The following is a 16,332-nucleotide window of genomic DNA, read 5'->3' as shown; positions in this document are numbered from 1 at the left end:
GCTGTCCGCATCCCGCGCGAGACCAATCCCGTAACGACACGGGGCCGGCCGTGGCTCAGCGGTCGGTCTCCTGCTCCTTGGTGCCCTTGGTGACGGTCGCCTTGTCGATGACCACCGTCGCGTTCGGGGCGGTGTTGCCCGTCTGCGGGTCCTGCGGCTGCGCGCCGGCCTCGGCGATGGTCTTGACCGTGGCCGTGCCCTCGTCGGTGAGCTGACCGAACGGCGTGTAGTTCGGGGGCAGCGGGCTGTCCTGGTACACGAGGAAGAACTGGCTGCCGCCGGAGTCCTTCTGACCGGTGTTGGCCATCGCCACGGTGCCCGCGGGGTACGTCCCGCCCTTGACCGCCTTGTCCTTGAGGTTCTCGTCCGGGATCGTGTAACCGGGGCCGCCCTGGCCGGTGCCCGCCGGGTCGCCGCACTGCAGCACGAAGATGCCGGACTCCTGACCGGTCAGCCGGTGGCACGGGCTGTGGTCGAAGTAGCCCTCGTCGGCGAGGAACCGCATGTTGTTCACGGTGTGCGGTGCCTTGCCCGCGTCCATCTCGATGCCGATGTCGCCACAGGTGGTCGACAGCGTCATCGTGTACGTCGCCGAGTCGTCGATGTCGAGCTTCGGCTCCTTCTTCCACGTCTTGTCCGACGGCTTGCCCTTCTCCGGCTTGCCGCAGGGGTCGTGCGCCTTCTCCGGGCTCGCGCTGGGCGCCGCGGCGTCGTCCTTCTTCTTGTCGTCGTCCGACCCGAAGCCCGTGGCCGCCGCGACCGTGACGACGGTGATCACCACCACGAGCGGGGCGGCGATGATCGCCGCGAGCTTCCGGTTGTGCTTTCTGCGGTCGGCGCGCCTGCGCTGCTGCCGCTCGTACTTGTCCCGGGCGAGCTGCCGCCTCCGCTGGTCCCTGCTGACCACCGCGTCTTCTCCCTCGAGTCGCTGCCACACGCGTTCGTGGATCCGGAATTCCGTGTGCCGTACCGTATATCGATTCGCTGCCGGATGAGGAGCGCCGGTAGTCTCGGTACGGCCGCAATTCCGGGGCCGCCGCCGGCCGCGCGGATCCCGGCGGCGGCACACATCCGACGAGATCCGACAGGTGAAGGACGATCGTGCTCATTGCCGGGTTCCCCGCGGGCGCATGGGGCACCAACTGTTATCTCCTCGCCCCGGCCGCCGGGGAGGAGTGCGTGATCGTCGACCCCGGGCACCGGGCGGCGGACGGCGTCGCGGAGGCCGTCGCCAAGCACCGGCTGAAGCCGGTCGCGGTGGTGCTCACCCACGGGCACCTCGACCACGTGGCCTCGGTGATCCCCGTCTGCGGCGCCCACGACGTGCCCGCCTGGATCCACCCCGCCGACCGGTACATGCTCGCCGATCCGGAGAAGGCGTTCGGCATGGCCGTCGGGGCGCCGCTGCTCGGCGACCTGACCGTGGGCGAGCCGGACGACGTGGCCGAGCTCGCCGACGGCGCCGAGCTGGAGCTGGCCGGGCTGAACCTCACGGTCGCGCACGCGCCGGGCCATACCAAGGGGTCGGTGACCTTCCGGCTGCCCGAGCAGCAGGATGTGCCGCAGGTCCTCTTCTCGGGCGACCTGCTCTTCGCCGGCTCCATCGGACGCACCGACCTGCCCGGCGGCGACAGCGCCGAGATCCTTCAGTCGCTGGCCCGCGTGTGCCTGCCGCTCGACGACGCGACCGTGGTGCTCCCCGGGCACGGCCCCCAGACGACCATCGGCCGCGAGCGCGCCGGCAACCCGTTCCTGCAGGAGCCGGCCGCCGGCCGGGCGGGCGGCCCGGCCGCCCCGCTCCGCCACCAACGACGAATGTGACGACACCCTCCGTGAGCACTTCACCGGCTTTCAAGGCCCCCAAGGGCACCTACGACCTGATCCCGCCGCGCTCCGCGGCCTACCTCGCCGTCCGCGAGGCGTTCGCCGCGCCCGTACGCCGCGCCGGCTACGGCTACGTCGAGACCCCCGGCTTCGAGGACGTGCGGCTCTTCGCCCGCGGCGTCGGCGAGTCCACCGACATCGTGACCAAGGAGATGTACACCCTCACCACCAAGGGCGGCGACGAGCTGGCGCTGCGCCCCGAGGGCACCGCCTCCGTGCTGCGCGCGGCGCTGGAGAGCAACCTGCACAAGCAGGGCAACCTCCCGGTCAAGCTCTGGTACTCCGGTTCCTACTACCGCTACGAGCGCCCGCAGAAGGGCCGTTACCGGCACTTCTCCCAGGTCGGCGCCGAGGCGATCGGCGCCGAGGACCCGGCGCTCGACGCCGAGTTGATCGTCCTGGCCGTCGACGGCTACCGCGCGCTGGGGCTGACCGGATTCCGGCTGCTGCTCAACTCGCTCGGCGACCAGGAGTGCCGGCCCGCGTACCGCACCGCGCTCCAGGACTTCCTGCGCGGCCTCGACCTCGACGAGCCCACCCGCGAGCGGATCGAGATCAACCCGCTGCGGGTGCTCGACGACAAGCGCCCGGAGGTCAGGGCCCAGCTCGACGCCGCGCCGCTGATGCGCGACCACCTGTGCGAGGCGTGCAAGGCGTACCACGAGCAGGTCCGCGAGCTGCTGACCGCCGCGGGCGTCGCGTACGAGGACGACCCCCGGCTGGTCCGCGGCCTCGACTACTACACCCGCACCACCTTCGAGTTCGTCCACGACGGCCTCGGCTCGCAGTCCGCCATCGGCGGCGGCGGCCGCTACGACGGGCTGTCGGAGATGATCGGCGGCCCCGCGCTGCCCTCGGTGGGCTGGGCGCTGGGCGTGGACCGCACGGTGCTGGCGCTGGAGGCCGAGGGCGTGGCGCTGGACCTGCCCGCGACCACCGACGTGTACGCGGCGGCGCTCGGCGAGCAGGCCCGCAGGACGCTCTTCGGGGTGGTCACCGAGCTGCGCAGGGCCGGGGTGGCGGCGGACTTCGCGTTCGGCGGCAAGGGGCTGAAGAACGCGATGAAGTCCGCCGACCGCTCCGGCGCGCGCTTCGCGCTGGTGGCGGGGGAGCGGGACCTCGGCGAGGGCGTGGTGCAGCTCAAGGACCTCGGCAGCGGCGAGCAGCGGGCGGTCGGGCTGGCGGAGGTCGTCGGCGAGCTGCGGAAGCTGCTGGCCTGACCCCTGCGGGTGGCGCGGTGACGGGTGGATTTACGCCGGTCGAATGTGCGGTCGGGCATCGTTGACCCCTGGCGGTGGATGGCCGGAGGGTCACCGGCCGATCACCGGTGCACCGGTGCCCGATCGCCCTGCGTTGCGGCACAATGAGGTGCCGCCACCGAGCCGAGCCCACGGAAGCAGAGATGACCACGACCGCAACGAGAACGGCCCCGTCCCAGCACGAGGACCCGCCCGATTCCGGACTGATCGGATCGGGCCGACCGTTCGCCTGGCTGCTGGTGATCGGCGGCGTGCTGGGTCTGGTCGCGTCCGCGGTGATCACGCACGACAAGATGAAGCTGCTGGAGGACCCGAACTACGTCTCGGCCTGCAGCCTGAACCCCGTCCTGTCGTGCAACAACATCATGAAGAGCTGGCAGGCGTCGGTGTTCGGGTTCCCGAACCCGTTCGTCGGCTGGATCGCCTTCCCGATGCTCGTGGTGATCGGCGTCGGCCTGCTGTCCGGCGCCACGCACCGCCGCTGGTGGTGGACCGGGCTGTGGGCGGGCTCCCTCTTCGGGGTCGGCTTCGTCACCTTCCTCCAGTACTCGTCGCTCTACAAGATCGGCTCGCTGTGCCTGTGGTGCTCGCTGGTATGGGCGGTGACGATCCTGATCTTCTGGTACACCACCGTGCACAACGTCAAGACCGGCGTCTTCCCGGTCTCGGCGCGGGTGCGCGAGACGGTGCTGGAGTTCAACTGGGTGGTGCCCGTCCTGTGGTACGGGATCCTGCTCATCCTGATCGGCATCCGCTGGTGGTCGTACTGGAAGACGCTCCTCTGAGCGCTGTCAGTCCCGTGGCATAGGGTCGGAACCGTGGAGCCCGACCTGTTCACCGCAGCGGCCGAGGAGCGCCAGGAGAAGGATCCCGGCAGCTCCCCGCTGGCCGTCCGGATGCGCCCCCGCAGCCTCGACGAGGTCGTGGGCCAGCAGCACCTGCTCAAGCCCGGCGCGCCGCTGCGCATCCTCGTCGGCGAGGGTGCTGGGGGTACCGCCCACACGCGCGCAGCGCGTAGTGGGGGAGGCCCGGCGGGTCCGGCGTCCGTGCTGCTCTGGGGCCCGCCGGGCACCGGCAAGACGACCCTGGCGTACGTGGTCAGCCAGGCCACCCAGAAGCGCTTCGTGGAGCTGTCCGCGATCACCGCGGGCGTCAAGGAGGTCCGCGCGGTCATCGAGGGCGCCCGCCGCGCCGCCGGGGGGTACGGCAAGGAGACCGTCCTCTTCCTCGACGAGATCCACCGCTTCAGCAAGGCCCAGCAGGACTCGCTGCTGCCCGCGGTGGAGAACCGCTGGGTGACGCTGATCGCGGCCACCACCGAGAACCCGTACTTCTCGGTGATCTCCCCGCTGCTCTCCCGCTCGCTGCTGCTGACGCTGGAGCCCCTCACCGACGACGACGTGCGCGGGCTGCTGCGCCGGGCGGTCGCCGCCGAGCGCGGCCTCGGCGGCGCGGTGACGCTGCCCGAGGAGTCCGAGGAGCACCTCCTGCGCATCGCCGGCGGCGACGCGCGCCGGGCGCTCACGGCGCTGGAGGCGGCGGCCGGGGCGGCGCTGGCGCAGGGCGAGGCGGAGGTGTCGCTGCCGACGCTGGAGGCGGCGGTGGACCGCGCCGCCGTGGCGTACGACCGGGACGGCGACCAGCACTACGACGTGGCGAGCGCCCTGATCAAGTCCGTGCGCGGCTCGGACGTGGACGCGGCGCTGCACTATCTGGCGCGCATGATCGAGGCGGGCGAGGACCCGCGGTTCATCGCCCGCCGGCTGATGATCTCCGCCAGCGAGGACATCGGCCTCGCCGACTCCTCCGCCCTGCAGACGGCGGTCGCGGCGGCGCAGGCGGTGGCGATGATCGGCTTCCCGGAGGCGGCGCTGACGCTGGCGCACGCCACGGTGGCGCTCGCGCTGGCCCCGAAGTCCAACGCGGTGACGAAGGCCATCGGCGCGGCCATGGACGACGTACGGGCCGGGAAGGCGGGCCCGGTGCCGGCGCATCTGCGGGACGGGCACTACAAGGGCGCGGAGAAGCTGGGGCACGCGCAGGGGTACGTGTATCCGCATGACATACCGGGCGCCATCGCCGCCCAGCAGTACGCCCCGGACGCCCTCGCCGGCCGCAGGTACTACGAGCCGACGCGGTACGGCGCGGAGGCGCGGTACGCCGAGGTGGTCGAGCGGGTGCGGGAGCGGCTGGCGGGCGGGGGCCAGGACGGCCCCGGCCGGGGCGACGAGCGCGACTGACCCGCCGCGCGCGGCCGGCCGGGCGCCTGGTGATGCGGATCACGGCGCCTTGCCGCCGGGAATGCCCGAAATCGCGGGTGCGTTTTTCTAGGTAAGAGCGCGAGAGCGCTGGCATCGCTTAAAGTAAGCCTTGCCTAACTTTCCAGAGGAGGATGGAAGCACGTGAACCAGCCGCGCCCCAAGGTCCGCAAGTCGCGGGCCCTCGGGATCCCGCTCACCCCGAAGGCTGCCAAGTACTTCGAGAGCCGCCCGTACCCGCCCGGCATGCACGGCCGCGGCCGGAAGCAGACGAGCGACTACAAGGTGCGCCTGCTCGAAAAGCAGCGCCTGCGCGCGCAGTACGACATCAGCGAGCGCCAGCTCGTCCGGGCGTACGACCGCGCCAGCAAGGTGCAGGGCAAGACCGGTGAGGCGCTGATCGTCGAGCTGGAGCGCCGGCTGGACGCCTTGGTCCTCCGCGCGGGCCTGGCCAGGACCGTCTACCAGTCCCGGCAGATGGTCGTCCACGGCCACATCGAGGTCAACGGCCGCAAGGTCGACAAGCCGTCCTTCCGGGTCCGCCCCGACGACGTGGTGACGGTCCGCGAGCGCAGCCGCCAGAAGTACCCGTTCCAGGTCGCACGCGAAGGCGGCTACGCGACGGACGGTGAGACCCCCCGCTACCTCGAGGTCAACCTGCCGGCGCTCGCTTTCCGGCTCGACCGGGAGCCCAACCGCCGCGAGATTCCCGTCCTCTGCGACGAGCAGCTCGTCGTGGAGTACTACGCCCGCTGACGGCCCCGCCCGCCGCGGGCGCACGGAACGTGCGCGGAAGTATGCGCAACGTACAATCCGCTCGCGCAACTCCCCAGTGCACGGGGGTCAATCCGGTACGGGGCTGTCGGTCCGGCGCGATAGGGTCGGAGCCTGCCCTGGCAGCGCAACACCCCGTCGACTCGCCCGGCGAGCAGCCCTGAAGGAGCGGTGCATCGTGTCCGGTGGAGAGGTGGCCGGCATCCTCGTGGCCGTCTTCTGGGCCATCCTGGTCTCGTTCCTGGCCGTGGCCCTCTTCCGGCTCGCCCGGACCCTTCGCGCGGCAGGCGAGTTGGTCACGCGCGTGACCGAGGAGGCCGTCCCGCTGCTCGCGGAGGCCGGCGCCACGGTCCGCTCGGCCAACACGCAGCTCGCCCGGGTCGACGCCATCGCCTCCGACGTGCAGGAGGTCACGGCCAACGCCTCGGCCCTGTCCTCCACCGTCTCCACTGCCTTCGGCGGCCCCCTGGTGAAGGTGGCCGCGTTCGGGTACGGGGTGCGCCGTGCGCTCGGCCGGAACCGCGGCCCGGCCGGAGACGACGGCGACGTGATCGTCGGCGGCCCGGTCGGCGGGGCCCGGGTGCCCGCCGCCCGCCGGGGCTTTTCCGTCAGGCGCAGAAAGGGCTGAGCAGCATGTTCCGTCGGACCTTCTGGTTCACGACCGGTGCGGCCACCGGAGTCTGGGCCACCGTCAGGGCGCAGCGCGCGATGCGCCGCGTCTCGCCGGAGGGCATCGCCGCCACGGCTGCCAACCGCGCCGTCGACACCGGCCGCCGCGCCCTGCTCTTCGCCCAGGACGTGCGCGCCGCGATGGCCGAGCGCGAGGACCAGCTCAACGACGCCCTCGGGCTCAGCCCCCGCAGCCGCCCCGCGGAGCTGCCGGGACAGCGCGCCAAGGCACAGCTCGAACGGAAGGCCGCGCGGCGCCGCTCCGGCGACCGCAGCCCGTACCACCGCAATCGCAACCTGAAAGAGGACCACTGATGGAGTCGGCCGAAATCCGCCGCCGCTGGCTGCGCTTCTTCGAAGAGCGTGGGCACACCGTCGTGCCGTCGGCGTCGCTGATCGCCGACGACCCCACGCTGCTCCTCATCAACGCGGGCATGGTCCCCTTCAAGCCGTACTTCCTCGGCGAGGCCACCCCTCCGTACAAGCGCGCCACGAGCGTGCAGAAGTGCATCCGCACCCCGGACATCGACGAGGTCGGCAAGACCACCCGGCACGGCACGTTCTTCCAGATGTGCGGCAACTTCTCCTTCGGCGACTACTTCAAGGAGGGCGCCGCCACCCTCGCCTGGGAGCTGCTCACCAGCTCGCAGGACGCGGGGGGTTACGGTCTCGACCCCGAGCGCCTGTGGATCACGGTCTACGAGGACGACGACGAGGCCGAGCGCATCTGGCGCGACGTCGTCGGCGTGCCCCCGGAGCGCATCCAGCGCCTGGGCAAGGAGGAGAACTACTGGGACATGGGCGTGCCCGGTCCCTGCGGCCCGTGCTCCGAGGTCAACTACGACCGCGGCCCCGAGTTCGGCGAGGCCGGCGGCCCCGCCGTCAACGGCGAGCGCTACGTGGAGATCTGGAACCTGGTCTTCATGCAGTACGTGCGCGGCCCCGGCAAGGGCAAGGACTACCCGATCCTCGGCGACCTGCCCCAGCAGAACATCGACACCGGCCTCGGCCTCGAACGCCTGGCGATGATCCTGCAAGACGTGCACAACATGTACGAGATCGACACCTCGCGCGCCGTCATCGACAAGGCCGAGGAGCTGACCGGCGTGCGCTACGGCGCCGCCGACCACTCGGACGTCTCGCTGCGGGTCGTCTCCGACCACATGCGCGCCTCGGTCATGCTCATCGGCGACGGCGTCACCCCCGGCAACGAGGGCCGGGGCTACGTGCTGCGGCGCATCATGCGCCGCGCCGTGCGCAACATGAAGCTCCTCGGCGCCGACCGCCCCGTCGTCGGCGAGCTGGTCGACGTCGTCATCAGCACCATGGGCGAGCAGTACCCGGAGCTGGTCGCCGACCGCAAGCGCATCGAGTCCGTCGCGCTCGCCGAGGAGGCCCGCTTCCTCAAGACCCTCAAGGCCGGCACCAACGTGCTGGACACCGCCGTCACCGAGGCGAAGTCCGCCGGCTCCGGCGTGCTCCCCGGCGACAAGGCGTTCCTGCTCCACGACACCTGGGGCTTCCCGATCGACCTCACGCTGGAGATGGCCGGCGAGCAGGGCCTGACGGTCGACGAGGACGGCTTCCGCCGGCTGATGAAGGAGCAGCGGGACCGGGCCAAGGCCGACGCCGCCGCCAAGAAGACGGGCCACGCCGACCTGTCCGCGTACCGCGAGGTCGCCGACTCCGCCGGCGCCACCGAGTTCACGGGCTACACGGCCACCGCCGCCGAGTCCACCGTCGTCGGCCTGCTGGTCGGCGGCGTGGCCTCGCCCGCCGCCACCGAGGGCGACGAGGTCGAGGTCGTCCTCGACCGCACCCCCTTCTACGCGGAGGGCGGCGGCCAGCTCGCCGACACCGGCCGGATCCGGCTCGGCTCCGGCGCCGTGGTCGAGGTGCGCGACGTGCAGCAGCCGGTGCCCGGCGTCAGCGTGCACAAGGGCGTCGTCCAGGTCGGCGAAGTCACCGTCGGCGAGCCCGCCCAGGCCGCCATCGACGTGAGCCGCCGCCGCGCCATCGCCCGCGCCCACAGCGCCACCCACCTGACCCACCAGGCGCTGCGCGATGCCCTCGGCCCCACCGCCGCGCAGGCGGGCTCCGAGAACGCCCCGGGCCGCTTCCGCTTCGACTTCGGCGCGCCCGCCGCCGTACCGGGCGGCGTCCTCGGCGACGTCGAGCAGAAGATCAACGAGGTGCTCGCCCGCGAACTCGACGTGCACGCCGAGGTCATGTCGATGGAGGACGCCAAGAAGCAGGGCGCGCTGGCCGAGTTCGGCGAGAAGTACGGCGACCGGGTGCGCGTCGTCACCATCGGCGACTTCTCCAAGGAGCTGTGCGGCGGCACCCACGTGCACAACACCGCCCAGCTCGGCCTGGTCAAGCTGCTCGGCGAGTCCTCCATCGGCGCCGGCGTGCGCCGGGTGGAGGCCCTGGTCGGCGTGGACGCGTACAACTTCCTGGCCCGCGAGCACACCGTGGTCCACCAGCTCACCGAGCTGCTGAAGGGCCGCCCCGAGGAGCTGCCCGAGCGGATCTCCGGCATGCTGGCCCGGCTGAAGGACGCGGAGAAGGAGATCGAGAAGTTCCGCGCCGAGAAGGTGCTGCAGGCCGCCGCCGGGCTCGCCGAGGGCGCCAGGGACGTCGGCGGCGTCGCGCTGGTCGCCGCCCGGGTGCCGGACGGCACGGCCGCCGAGGACCTGCGCAAGCTCGTCCTGGACGTACGGGGCCGGATCCCCGGCGACCGGCCGGCCGTCGTGGCGCTCTTCTCCGTCGCGGCTGGTCGTCCCATCACCGTGATCGCCACCAACGAGGCCGCCCGCGAGCGCGGTCTGAAGGCCGGCGACCTGGTGCGTACGGCCGCCAAGACGCTCGGCGGCGGCGGCGGTGGCAAGCCCGACATCGCCCAGGGCGGCGGGCAGGACCCGCAAGCCGTCGGCGAGGCCGTGGCCGCGGTGGAGCGGGGCGTCGCGGAGGCCGCCGCCTGATATGGAACCGCCGCAGGAGGGCCGGATGATCCGCCGCGGGCGCAGGCTCGCGGTGGACGTCGGCGACGCCCGGATCGGGGTCGCGTCGTGCGACCCCGACGGGATCCTCGCCACGCCCGTGGAGACCGTGCCGGGCCGGGACCTGCCGGCGGCGTTCCGCAGGCTGGCCGCGCTCACCGAGGAGTACGAGCCGCTGGAGGTGCTCGTCGGCCTGCCGCGCTCGCTGCACGGCGGCGAGGGCCCGGCGGCCGCCAAGGTCCGCGGCTTCGCGGAGAAGCTGGCCCGCCGCGTCCACCCCGTGCCCGTGCGGCTCGTCGACGAACGCATGTCCACGGTGACGGCCGCTCAGAATCTGCGTGCGGCCGGGAGATCGAGCCGCAAGGGCCGATCGGTGGTCGACCAGGTGGCGGCCGTCGTCATCCTCCAGAGTGCGCTGGAAGCCGAACGGGCGTCAGGGGCGGCGCCGGGTGAGAGCGTCGAGGCGGCCCTGTGATCGCGATACGGTAACGTTCCGCGCGGACACGGCACCCGTCGTATAAAAGCACCGGCGGCCACGCGGCATAGGGGACTGATGACTGACTACGGCCAAAACCCCGGCTCCCAACCCTGGCAGCCCGACGACAGCCTTCACGGCGGGCAGCAGGACTGGTCGGGCGGGCAGCCCGGCGCCGGGCACCACCACTACGGGGGACAGCAGCCGCAGCAGCACTACCCGCACCAGCAGCAGTCCTCCTGGGACTCGGGCCAGCAACAGCAGTACCCCGGCGGCTGGGACACCACCGGCGGCGGCGGGATGCCGCTGGCCGACCCCTACGCCGCCCCCGCGCCGCAGCCCGACTACTACGGCACACCGGACGCCTACCCGCCGCCGAACCCGCACCCGCAGCAGCAGCCGGGCCCCCCGCAGCCCGGGCACCACCAGCCCCCGCCGCACCAGCAGCGGCCCCCGCACCCGGGCCAGGGCGCCCGGCGCAACGGCGGCCGCGAGGACTGGGACCCCGCCACCCGCCCGCCCGCGCGCGACGACCACCCCTTCTTCGACGGCGACGGCGACGGCGATTTCGACGACGGCCCCCGCGAGGGCCGCGGCGGTGGCCGGAGCGCCGGCCGCGGTACGGGCCGCGACCGCCGCGGCGCCAAGCGCCGCAACGGCTGCGCGTGCCTCGTCATCGCCCTCGTGCTGGCCGCGGGCCTCGGCGGCCTCGGCTACCTCGGCTACAACTTCTGGAACGACCGCTTCGGCGCCGCCCCCGACTACTCGGGCGAGGGCGCGGGCAGCGTGAACGTGGAGATCCCCGAGGGCGCGAGCATCACGCAGATGGGGAACATCCTCAAGGACAAGGGCGTGGTCAAGAGCGTCCAGGCGTTCGTCGACGCCGCCGGCGACGAGATGCTCCACCCCGGCTCGTACACGCTGCACAAGGGCATGTCGGGCGAGGCCGCGGTCAAGATGATGCTGAACCCGGAGGCCGCCAACCAGCTCGTCATCCCCGAGGGCCGGCGCGCCACCGCCGTCTACGCGATGATCGACGAGCACCTCGGGCTCAAGGAGGACACCACCGCCAAGATCGCCGAGAAGGGCGACCTCGGCCTGCCCGACTGGGCGGACGGCAACCCCGAGGGTTTCCTGTGGCCGTCGAGCTACTCCGCCGCCGAGGGCACGGACCCCAAGAAGCTGCTGCGCGAGATGGTCAAGCGGGCCAACGCCAAGTACACCGAGCTGGGCCTGGAGGACAAGGCGGCGAAGGTGGGGCAGACCCCGTACGAGATCGTCACCATCGCCAGCCTCATCGAGGCGGAGGGGCAGTCGAAGGAGGAGTTCGGCAAGGTCTCGCGGGTCATCTACAACCGTATGAAGCCGGACAACACCGCCACCAACGGCATGCTGCAGTTCGACTCCACCATCAACTACGCCAAGGGCGAGTCGAACCTCGACATCTCCAACCAGGACACGCAGTTCGACTCCCCGTACAACACCTACCTCCACGCCGGCCTGCCGCCCGGGCCCATCGACAACCCCAGCGAGCGGGCCATCGTGGCGGCCCTCGAGCCGACGCCCGGCGACTGGCTGTACTTCGTCACCGTCAAGCCCGGCGACACGCGCTTCACCGCCAGCAAGGAGGAGCACGACCGCAACGTCGAGGAGTTCAACGAGAACCAGCGCAAGAAGGAGGACGAGTGATCGCGCAGACCCGGCGCGCGGCCGTCCTCGGCTCGCCCATCACCCACTCCCTCTCGCCGGTGCTGCACCGCGCCGCGTACGGCGAACTGGGCCTGACCGGCTGGACGTACGGCCGCTACGAGGTGGACGAGCGGCGGCTCGCCGGCTTCCTCGACACCCTGGAGCCGGGTGAGTGGGCCGGGCTCTCGCTGACCATGCCGCTCAAGCGCGCGGCGATCCCGCTGCTCGACGAGGTCAGCGCCACCGCCCGGTCGGTCGAGGCGGTCAACACCGTCGTGCTGCACGACGACGGCCGCCGCTTCGGTGACAACACCGACATCCCCGGCATCACCGCGGCGCTGCGCGAGCGCGGCATCGAGAAGGTCGAGCGCGCCGCCGTCCTCGGCGCCGGCGCCACCGCCTCGTCCGCGCTCGCCGCCCTCGCCTCCGTCTGCACCGGGGAGGTCACCGCGTACGTACGCTCCGCCGCCCGCGCGACGGAGATGGAGCAGTGGGGCGAGCGCCTCGGCGTCTCGGTGCGCTGTACGGACTGGTCCGAGGCCGCCGCCGCCTTCGGCGCCCCGCTGGTCGTCGCCACCACCCCGGCCGGGGCCACCGACGCCCTCGCGGCCGCGGTCCCGGAGCGCCCGGGCGCGCTCTTCGACGTGCTGTACGAGCCGTGGCCCACCCCGCTCGCCGGGGCGTGGGCCGCGCGCGGCGGGACAGTCGTCGGAGGTCTCGACCTGCTGGTGCACCAGGCGGTGCTGCAGGTGGAGCAGATGACGGGCGCCGCCCGGGCCCCGCTGGCAGCCATGCGCGAGGCCGGCGAGGCCGCGCTGCGCGCCCGTACGCTCTGAGGCCCGGCACCCCCGGCGGACGAGCTGCCGGGGGTGCAAGTGTTTGCCTGTCCGGCCGTCCATTCCGTGGACCTGGACAAGTGCGGGGCCCGGAGCGTGCGAGGATCGGGGCGAGGACTTCGCACTCGTAAGGGAGCACCGTTGAGCAGGTTGCGCTGGCTCACCGCAGGGGAATCGCACGGCCCGGCACTCGTGGCGACACTGGAGGGCCTGCCCGCGGGGGTGCCCGTCACCACCGACCTGGTCGCCGACCACCTTGCCCGCCGCCGGCTGGGGTACGGCCGCGGGGCGCGGATGAAGTTCGAGCGCGACGAGGTCACCTTCATCGGCGGCGTACGCCACGGGCTCACCCTCGGCTCCCCGGTCGCGGTCATGATCGGGAACACCGAGTGGCCCAAGTGGGAGAAGGTCATGGCCGCCGACCCGGTGGACCCGGCCGAGCTGGAGGGCATCGCCCGCAACGCCCCGCTGACCCGACCGCGCCCCGGCCACGCCGACCTCGCCGGGATGCAGAAATACGGCTTCGACGAGGCCCGGCCGGTGCTGGAGCGCGCCTCCGCCCGCGAGACCGCGGCCCGGGTGGCGCTGGGGGCCGTGGCCCGCTCGTACCTGAAGGCGACCGCCGGCATCGAGGTCGTCTCGCACGTCGTGGAGCTGGGCGGCGCGAAGGCCCCGTACGGCAGCATCCCCGCCCCGGCCGACGTGGCGCGGCTCGACGCCGACCCGGTGCGCTGCCTGGACGCGGACGCGAGCAAGGCGATGGTCGAGGTGATCGACCAGGCACACAAGGACGGCGACACCCTCGGCGGCGTCGTCGAGGTCGTCGCGTACGACGTGCCGGTCGGCCTCGGCTCGCACGTGCACTGGGACCGCCGTCTTGACTCCCGGCTGGCCGGGGCGCTCATGGGCATCCAGGCCATCAAGGGCGTCGAGCTGGGCGACGGGTTCGCGCTGGCCCGCGTGCCGGGATCGCAGGCGCACGACGAGATCGTCGGCACCGACGACGGCATCCGCCGCTCCTCCGGCCGCTCCGGCGGCACCGAGGGCGGGCTGAGCACCGGCGAGCTGCTGCGGGTGCGCGCCGCGATGAAGCCCATCGCGACCGTGCCGCGGGCGCTGGCGACGGTGGACGTCGCCACCGGCGAGGCCACCCAGGCGCACCACCAGCGCTCCGATGTCTGTGCCGTACCCGCCGCGGGCATCGTGGCGGAGGCGATGGTGGCGCTGGTGCTGGCCGACGCGGTGGCGGAGAAGTTCGGCGGCGACAGCGTCACGGAGACCGCCCGCAACGTCCGCGGCTACCTGGAGAATCTGGCGATCCGATGACCAGCAGCACCGAGGGCCGTGAGCGCCCCGACACCGCATCCGAGCCGGCCGCCGCGGGCGGTACGGACGGCCCCGCCGTCGTGCTCGTCGGCCCGCCCGGCGCCGGCAAGTCCTCCGTCGGTGCCGTGCTCGCCGCCCGCCTCGGCACCACCGTCCGCGACACCGACGAGGACATCGAGAAGGCCGCGGGCAAGCCGATCCCCGACATCTTCTACGACGACGGCGAGCCCGCCTTCCGCGCCCTGGAGCGCGCCGCCGTGCGCGCCGCGCTCGCCGAGCACCCCGGCGTGCTGGCCCTCGGCGGCGGCGCCGTCATGGACCCCGGCACCCGCGAGCTGCTCGCCGCGCACCGCGTCGTCTTCCTCGACGTCGAGATGGCCGACGCCGTCAAGCGCGTCGGCCTCGACGCCCCCCGCCCGCTGCTCGCCGTCAACCCGCGCCAGCAGTGGCGCACCCTGATGGAACAGCGCCGCCCGCACTACACCGAGGTCGCCCGCGCGACCGTCACCACCGCCGGCCGCACGCCGGACGAGGTCGCCGAACTCGTACTCGCAGCATTGGAGAGCCACCCCGCATGACACCGAGCGCCGAAGGGGCCGAGGTCACCCGCATCCACATCGGCGGCACCGCGGGCACGGATCCGTACGAGGCCGTCGTCGGCCGGCAGTTGCTCGGCGAGCTGCCGCGGCTGATCGGCGAGCGGGCCAAGCGCGTCGCCGTCCTCGTGCCGGAGGCGCTGGCCGAGACCGGCGAGGCACTGCGCGCAGACCTGGCGGAGCAGGGGTACGAGGCCGTCGTCATCCAGGTGCCGAACGCGGAGGAGGCCAAGACCGCCGAGGTCGCCGCGTACTGCTGGCGGGCCCTGGGCCAGTCCGGCTTCACCCGCAGCGACGCCGTCGTCGGCGTCGGCGGCGGCGCCACCACGGACCTCGCCGGGTTCGTGGCCGCGACCTGGCTGCGCGGCGTGCGCTGGGTCGCGGTGCCGACGACCGTGCTGGGCATGGTGGACGCGGCGGTCGGCGGCAAGACCGGCATCAACACCGCGGAGGGCAAGAACCTCGTCGGCGCGTTCCACCCGCCGGCCGGGGTGCTGTGCGACCTCGCCGCGCTGGACTCCCTCGGCGTCCACGACTACGTCTCCGGCCTCGCCGAGGTCATCAAGGCCGGCTTCATCGCCGACCCGGCGATCCTGGAGCTGGTCGAGGCCGACCCGGAGGGCGCCCGCAGCCCCGCGGGACCGCACACCGCCGAGCTGGTCGAGCGCGCGATCCGGGTCAAGGCCGAGGTGGTCTCGACGGATCTGAAGGAGTCGGGCCTGCGCGAGATCCTCAACTACGGGCACACCCTCGGCCACGCCATCGAGAAGAACGAGCGCTACAAGTGGCGGCACGGCGCCGCCGTCTCCGTCGGCATGGTCTTCGCCGCCGAGCTGGGCCGGATCGCCGGCCGCCTCGACGACGCCACCGCCGACCGGCACCGCGCGGTGCTGAGCGCCGTCGGGCTGCCCGTGACGTACCGCGGCGACCAGTGGCCCAAGCTGCTGCAGACGATGAAGGTGGACAAGAAGACCCGCGGCGACCTGCTGCGCTTCATCGTCCTCGACGGGCTGGCGAAGCCCGCCGTGCTGGAGGGCCCCGACCCGGCGATGCTGCTCGCCGCGCACGCCGAGATCGCGGCGGGCGCGGAGGAGGCGGTCCGATGACGCGCGTGCTGGTGCTCAACGGGCCGAACCTCGGCCGCCTCGGCTCCCGCGAGCCCGACGTCTACGGCGCCACCTCCTACGCCGGGCTCGTCGAGCAGTGCACCGCCCTGGGCAAGGAGCTGGGCTTCGAGGTCGAGGTGCGGGAGACCAACGACGAGGCCGAGATGATCCGCTGGCTGCACGAGGCCGCGGACGGCCGGCTGCCCGTGGTGATCAACCCGGGCGCCTTCACGCACTATTCGTACGGGATGCGCGACGCGGCGGCGCAGCGCACGGCGCCGCTGATCGAGGTGCACATCTCCAACCCGCACGCCCGCGAGGAGTTCCGGCACACCTCGGTGATCGCCGCGGTGGCCTCCGGCACGATCGCGGGCTTCGGCATCGGCTCGTACCGGCTGGCGCTGCGCGCGCTGGCGGAGGACCTGGCCGCGTCCTGACCCCCGGCGGTCCGTACGGCC

General features: G+C 72.9%; 16 protein-coding genes. 15 read left to right on the top strand and 1 reads right to left on the bottom strand.

Annotated features, from left to right (window positions below):
* Positions 1–55: 55 nt before the first annotated feature.
* Positions 56–907: a peptidylprolyl isomerase gene (locus OG946_RS04475; protein ID WP_326794859.1), complete on the bottom strand. Its 852-nt coding sequence runs from the start codon at positions 905–907 to the stop codon at positions 56–58.
* A gap of 194 nt (positions 908–1,101) precedes the next feature.
* Between OG946_RS04475 and OG946_RS04470 the strand changes: the two genes are divergently transcribed.
* The 15 genes from OG946_RS04470 to aroQ all read left to right on the top strand — a co-directional run bounded on the left by OG946_RS04470 (position 1,102) and on the right by aroQ (position 16,311).
* Positions 1,102–1,821 carry an MBL fold metallo-hydrolase gene (locus OG946_RS04470; protein WP_326794858.1) on the top strand — a complete coding sequence of 240 codons (720 nt, stop codon included), beginning with the start codon at positions 1,102–1,104 and terminating at the stop codon, positions 1,819–1,821.
* Positions 1,818–3,104 carry a histidine--tRNA ligase gene (gene hisS / locus OG946_RS04465; protein ID WP_326794857.1) on the top strand — a complete coding sequence of 429 codons (1,287 nt, stop codon included), beginning with the start codon at positions 1,818–1,820 and terminating at the stop codon, positions 3,102–3,104. The genes OG946_RS04470 and hisS overlap by 4 nt, the downstream gene beginning before the upstream one ends.
* A gap of 182 nt (positions 3,105–3,286) precedes the next feature.
* Entirely contained in the window at positions 3,287–3,928 is a 642-nt protein-coding gene (locus tag OG946_RS04460) for a vitamin K epoxide reductase family protein (RefSeq protein ID WP_326794856.1), read from the top strand.
* 33 nt (positions 3,929–3,961) lie between these two features.
* Complete coding sequence (locus OG946_RS04455) at positions 3,962–5,383, top strand: replication-associated recombination protein A (protein ID WP_326794855.1); 1,422 nt, start codon at positions 3,962–3,964, stop codon at positions 5,381–5,383.
* A 162-nt stretch (positions 5,384–5,545) separates the two neighbouring features.
* The gene (gene rpsD, locus OG946_RS04450; protein WP_326794854.1) at positions 5,546–6,157 is read left to right on the top strand and encodes a 30S ribosomal protein S4; all 612 of its coding nucleotides are present in this window, start codon (positions 5,546–5,548) and stop codon (positions 6,155–6,157) included.
* Positions 6,158–6,353: 196 nt separating this feature from the next.
* Positions 6,354–6,803: a DUF948 domain-containing protein gene (locus OG946_RS04445; RefSeq protein WP_326794853.1), complete on the top strand. Its 450-nt coding sequence runs from the start codon at positions 6,354–6,356 to the stop codon at positions 6,801–6,803.
* A 5-nt stretch (positions 6,804–6,808) separates the two neighbouring features.
* Positions 6,809–7,159 carry a DUF6167 family protein gene (locus OG946_RS04440; RefSeq protein WP_326794852.1) on the top strand — a complete coding sequence of 117 codons (351 nt, stop codon included), beginning with the start codon at positions 6,809–6,811 and terminating at the stop codon, positions 7,157–7,159.
* Positions 7,159–9,828 (top strand): alanine--tRNA ligase, encoded by a 2,670-nt coding sequence (gene alaS, locus OG946_RS04435; protein WP_326794851.1) that lies wholly within the window; start codon positions 7,159–7,161, stop codon positions 9,826–9,828. Before OG946_RS04440 ends, alaS begins: the two co-directional genes overlap by 1 nt.
* Before the next feature lie 25 nt (positions 9,829–9,853).
* Positions 9,854–10,321: a Holliday junction resolvase RuvX gene (ruvX, locus tag OG946_RS04430; RefSeq protein WP_326794850.1), complete on the top strand. Its 468-nt coding sequence runs from the start codon at positions 9,854–9,856 to the stop codon at positions 10,319–10,321.
* A gap of 78 nt (positions 10,322–10,399) precedes the next feature.
* Positions 10,400–12,010, top strand: a complete 1,611-nt coding sequence (gene mltG, locus OG946_RS04425; RefSeq protein ID WP_326794849.1) for an endolytic transglycosylase MltG — start codon at positions 10,400–10,402, stop codon at positions 12,008–12,010.
* Positions 12,010–12,846: a shikimate dehydrogenase gene (locus OG946_RS04420; protein WP_326800142.1), complete on the top strand. Its 837-nt coding sequence runs from the start codon at positions 12,010–12,012 to the stop codon at positions 12,844–12,846. Before mltG ends, OG946_RS04420 begins: the two co-directional genes overlap by 1 nt.
* A gap of 141 nt (positions 12,847–12,987) precedes the next feature.
* Positions 12,988–14,172 (top strand): chorismate synthase, encoded by a 1,185-nt coding sequence (gene aroC / locus OG946_RS04415; RefSeq protein WP_326794848.1) that lies wholly within the window; start codon positions 12,988–12,990, stop codon positions 14,170–14,172.
* A complete protein-coding gene (locus OG946_RS04410) occupies positions 14,169–14,750 on the top strand; it encodes a shikimate kinase (RefSeq protein ID WP_326794847.1) in 582 nt (193 codons plus the stop codon). Before aroC ends, OG946_RS04410 begins: the two co-directional genes overlap by 4 nt.
* Positions 14,747–15,874 (top strand): 3-dehydroquinate synthase, encoded by a 1,128-nt coding sequence (aroB, locus tag OG946_RS04405; RefSeq protein ID WP_326794846.1) that lies wholly within the window; start codon positions 14,747–14,749, stop codon positions 15,872–15,874. The genes OG946_RS04410 and aroB overlap by 4 nt, the downstream gene beginning before the upstream one ends.
* The gene (gene aroQ, locus OG946_RS04400; RefSeq protein ID WP_326794845.1) at positions 15,871–16,311 is read left to right on the top strand and encodes a type II 3-dehydroquinate dehydratase; all 441 of its coding nucleotides are present in this window, start codon (positions 15,871–15,873) and stop codon (positions 16,309–16,311) included. Before aroB ends, aroQ begins: the two co-directional genes overlap by 4 nt.
* Positions 16,312–16,332: the final 21 nt, after the last annotated feature.

This window comes from Streptomyces sp. NBC_01808, assembly GCF_035917395.1.
Lineage (GTDB): Bacteria > Actinomycetota > Actinomycetes > Streptomycetales > Streptomycetaceae > Streptomyces.
The sequence above is the reverse complement of the archived record's forward strand: the minus strand, read 5'-3'. Positions and strand labels throughout refer to the sequence as shown.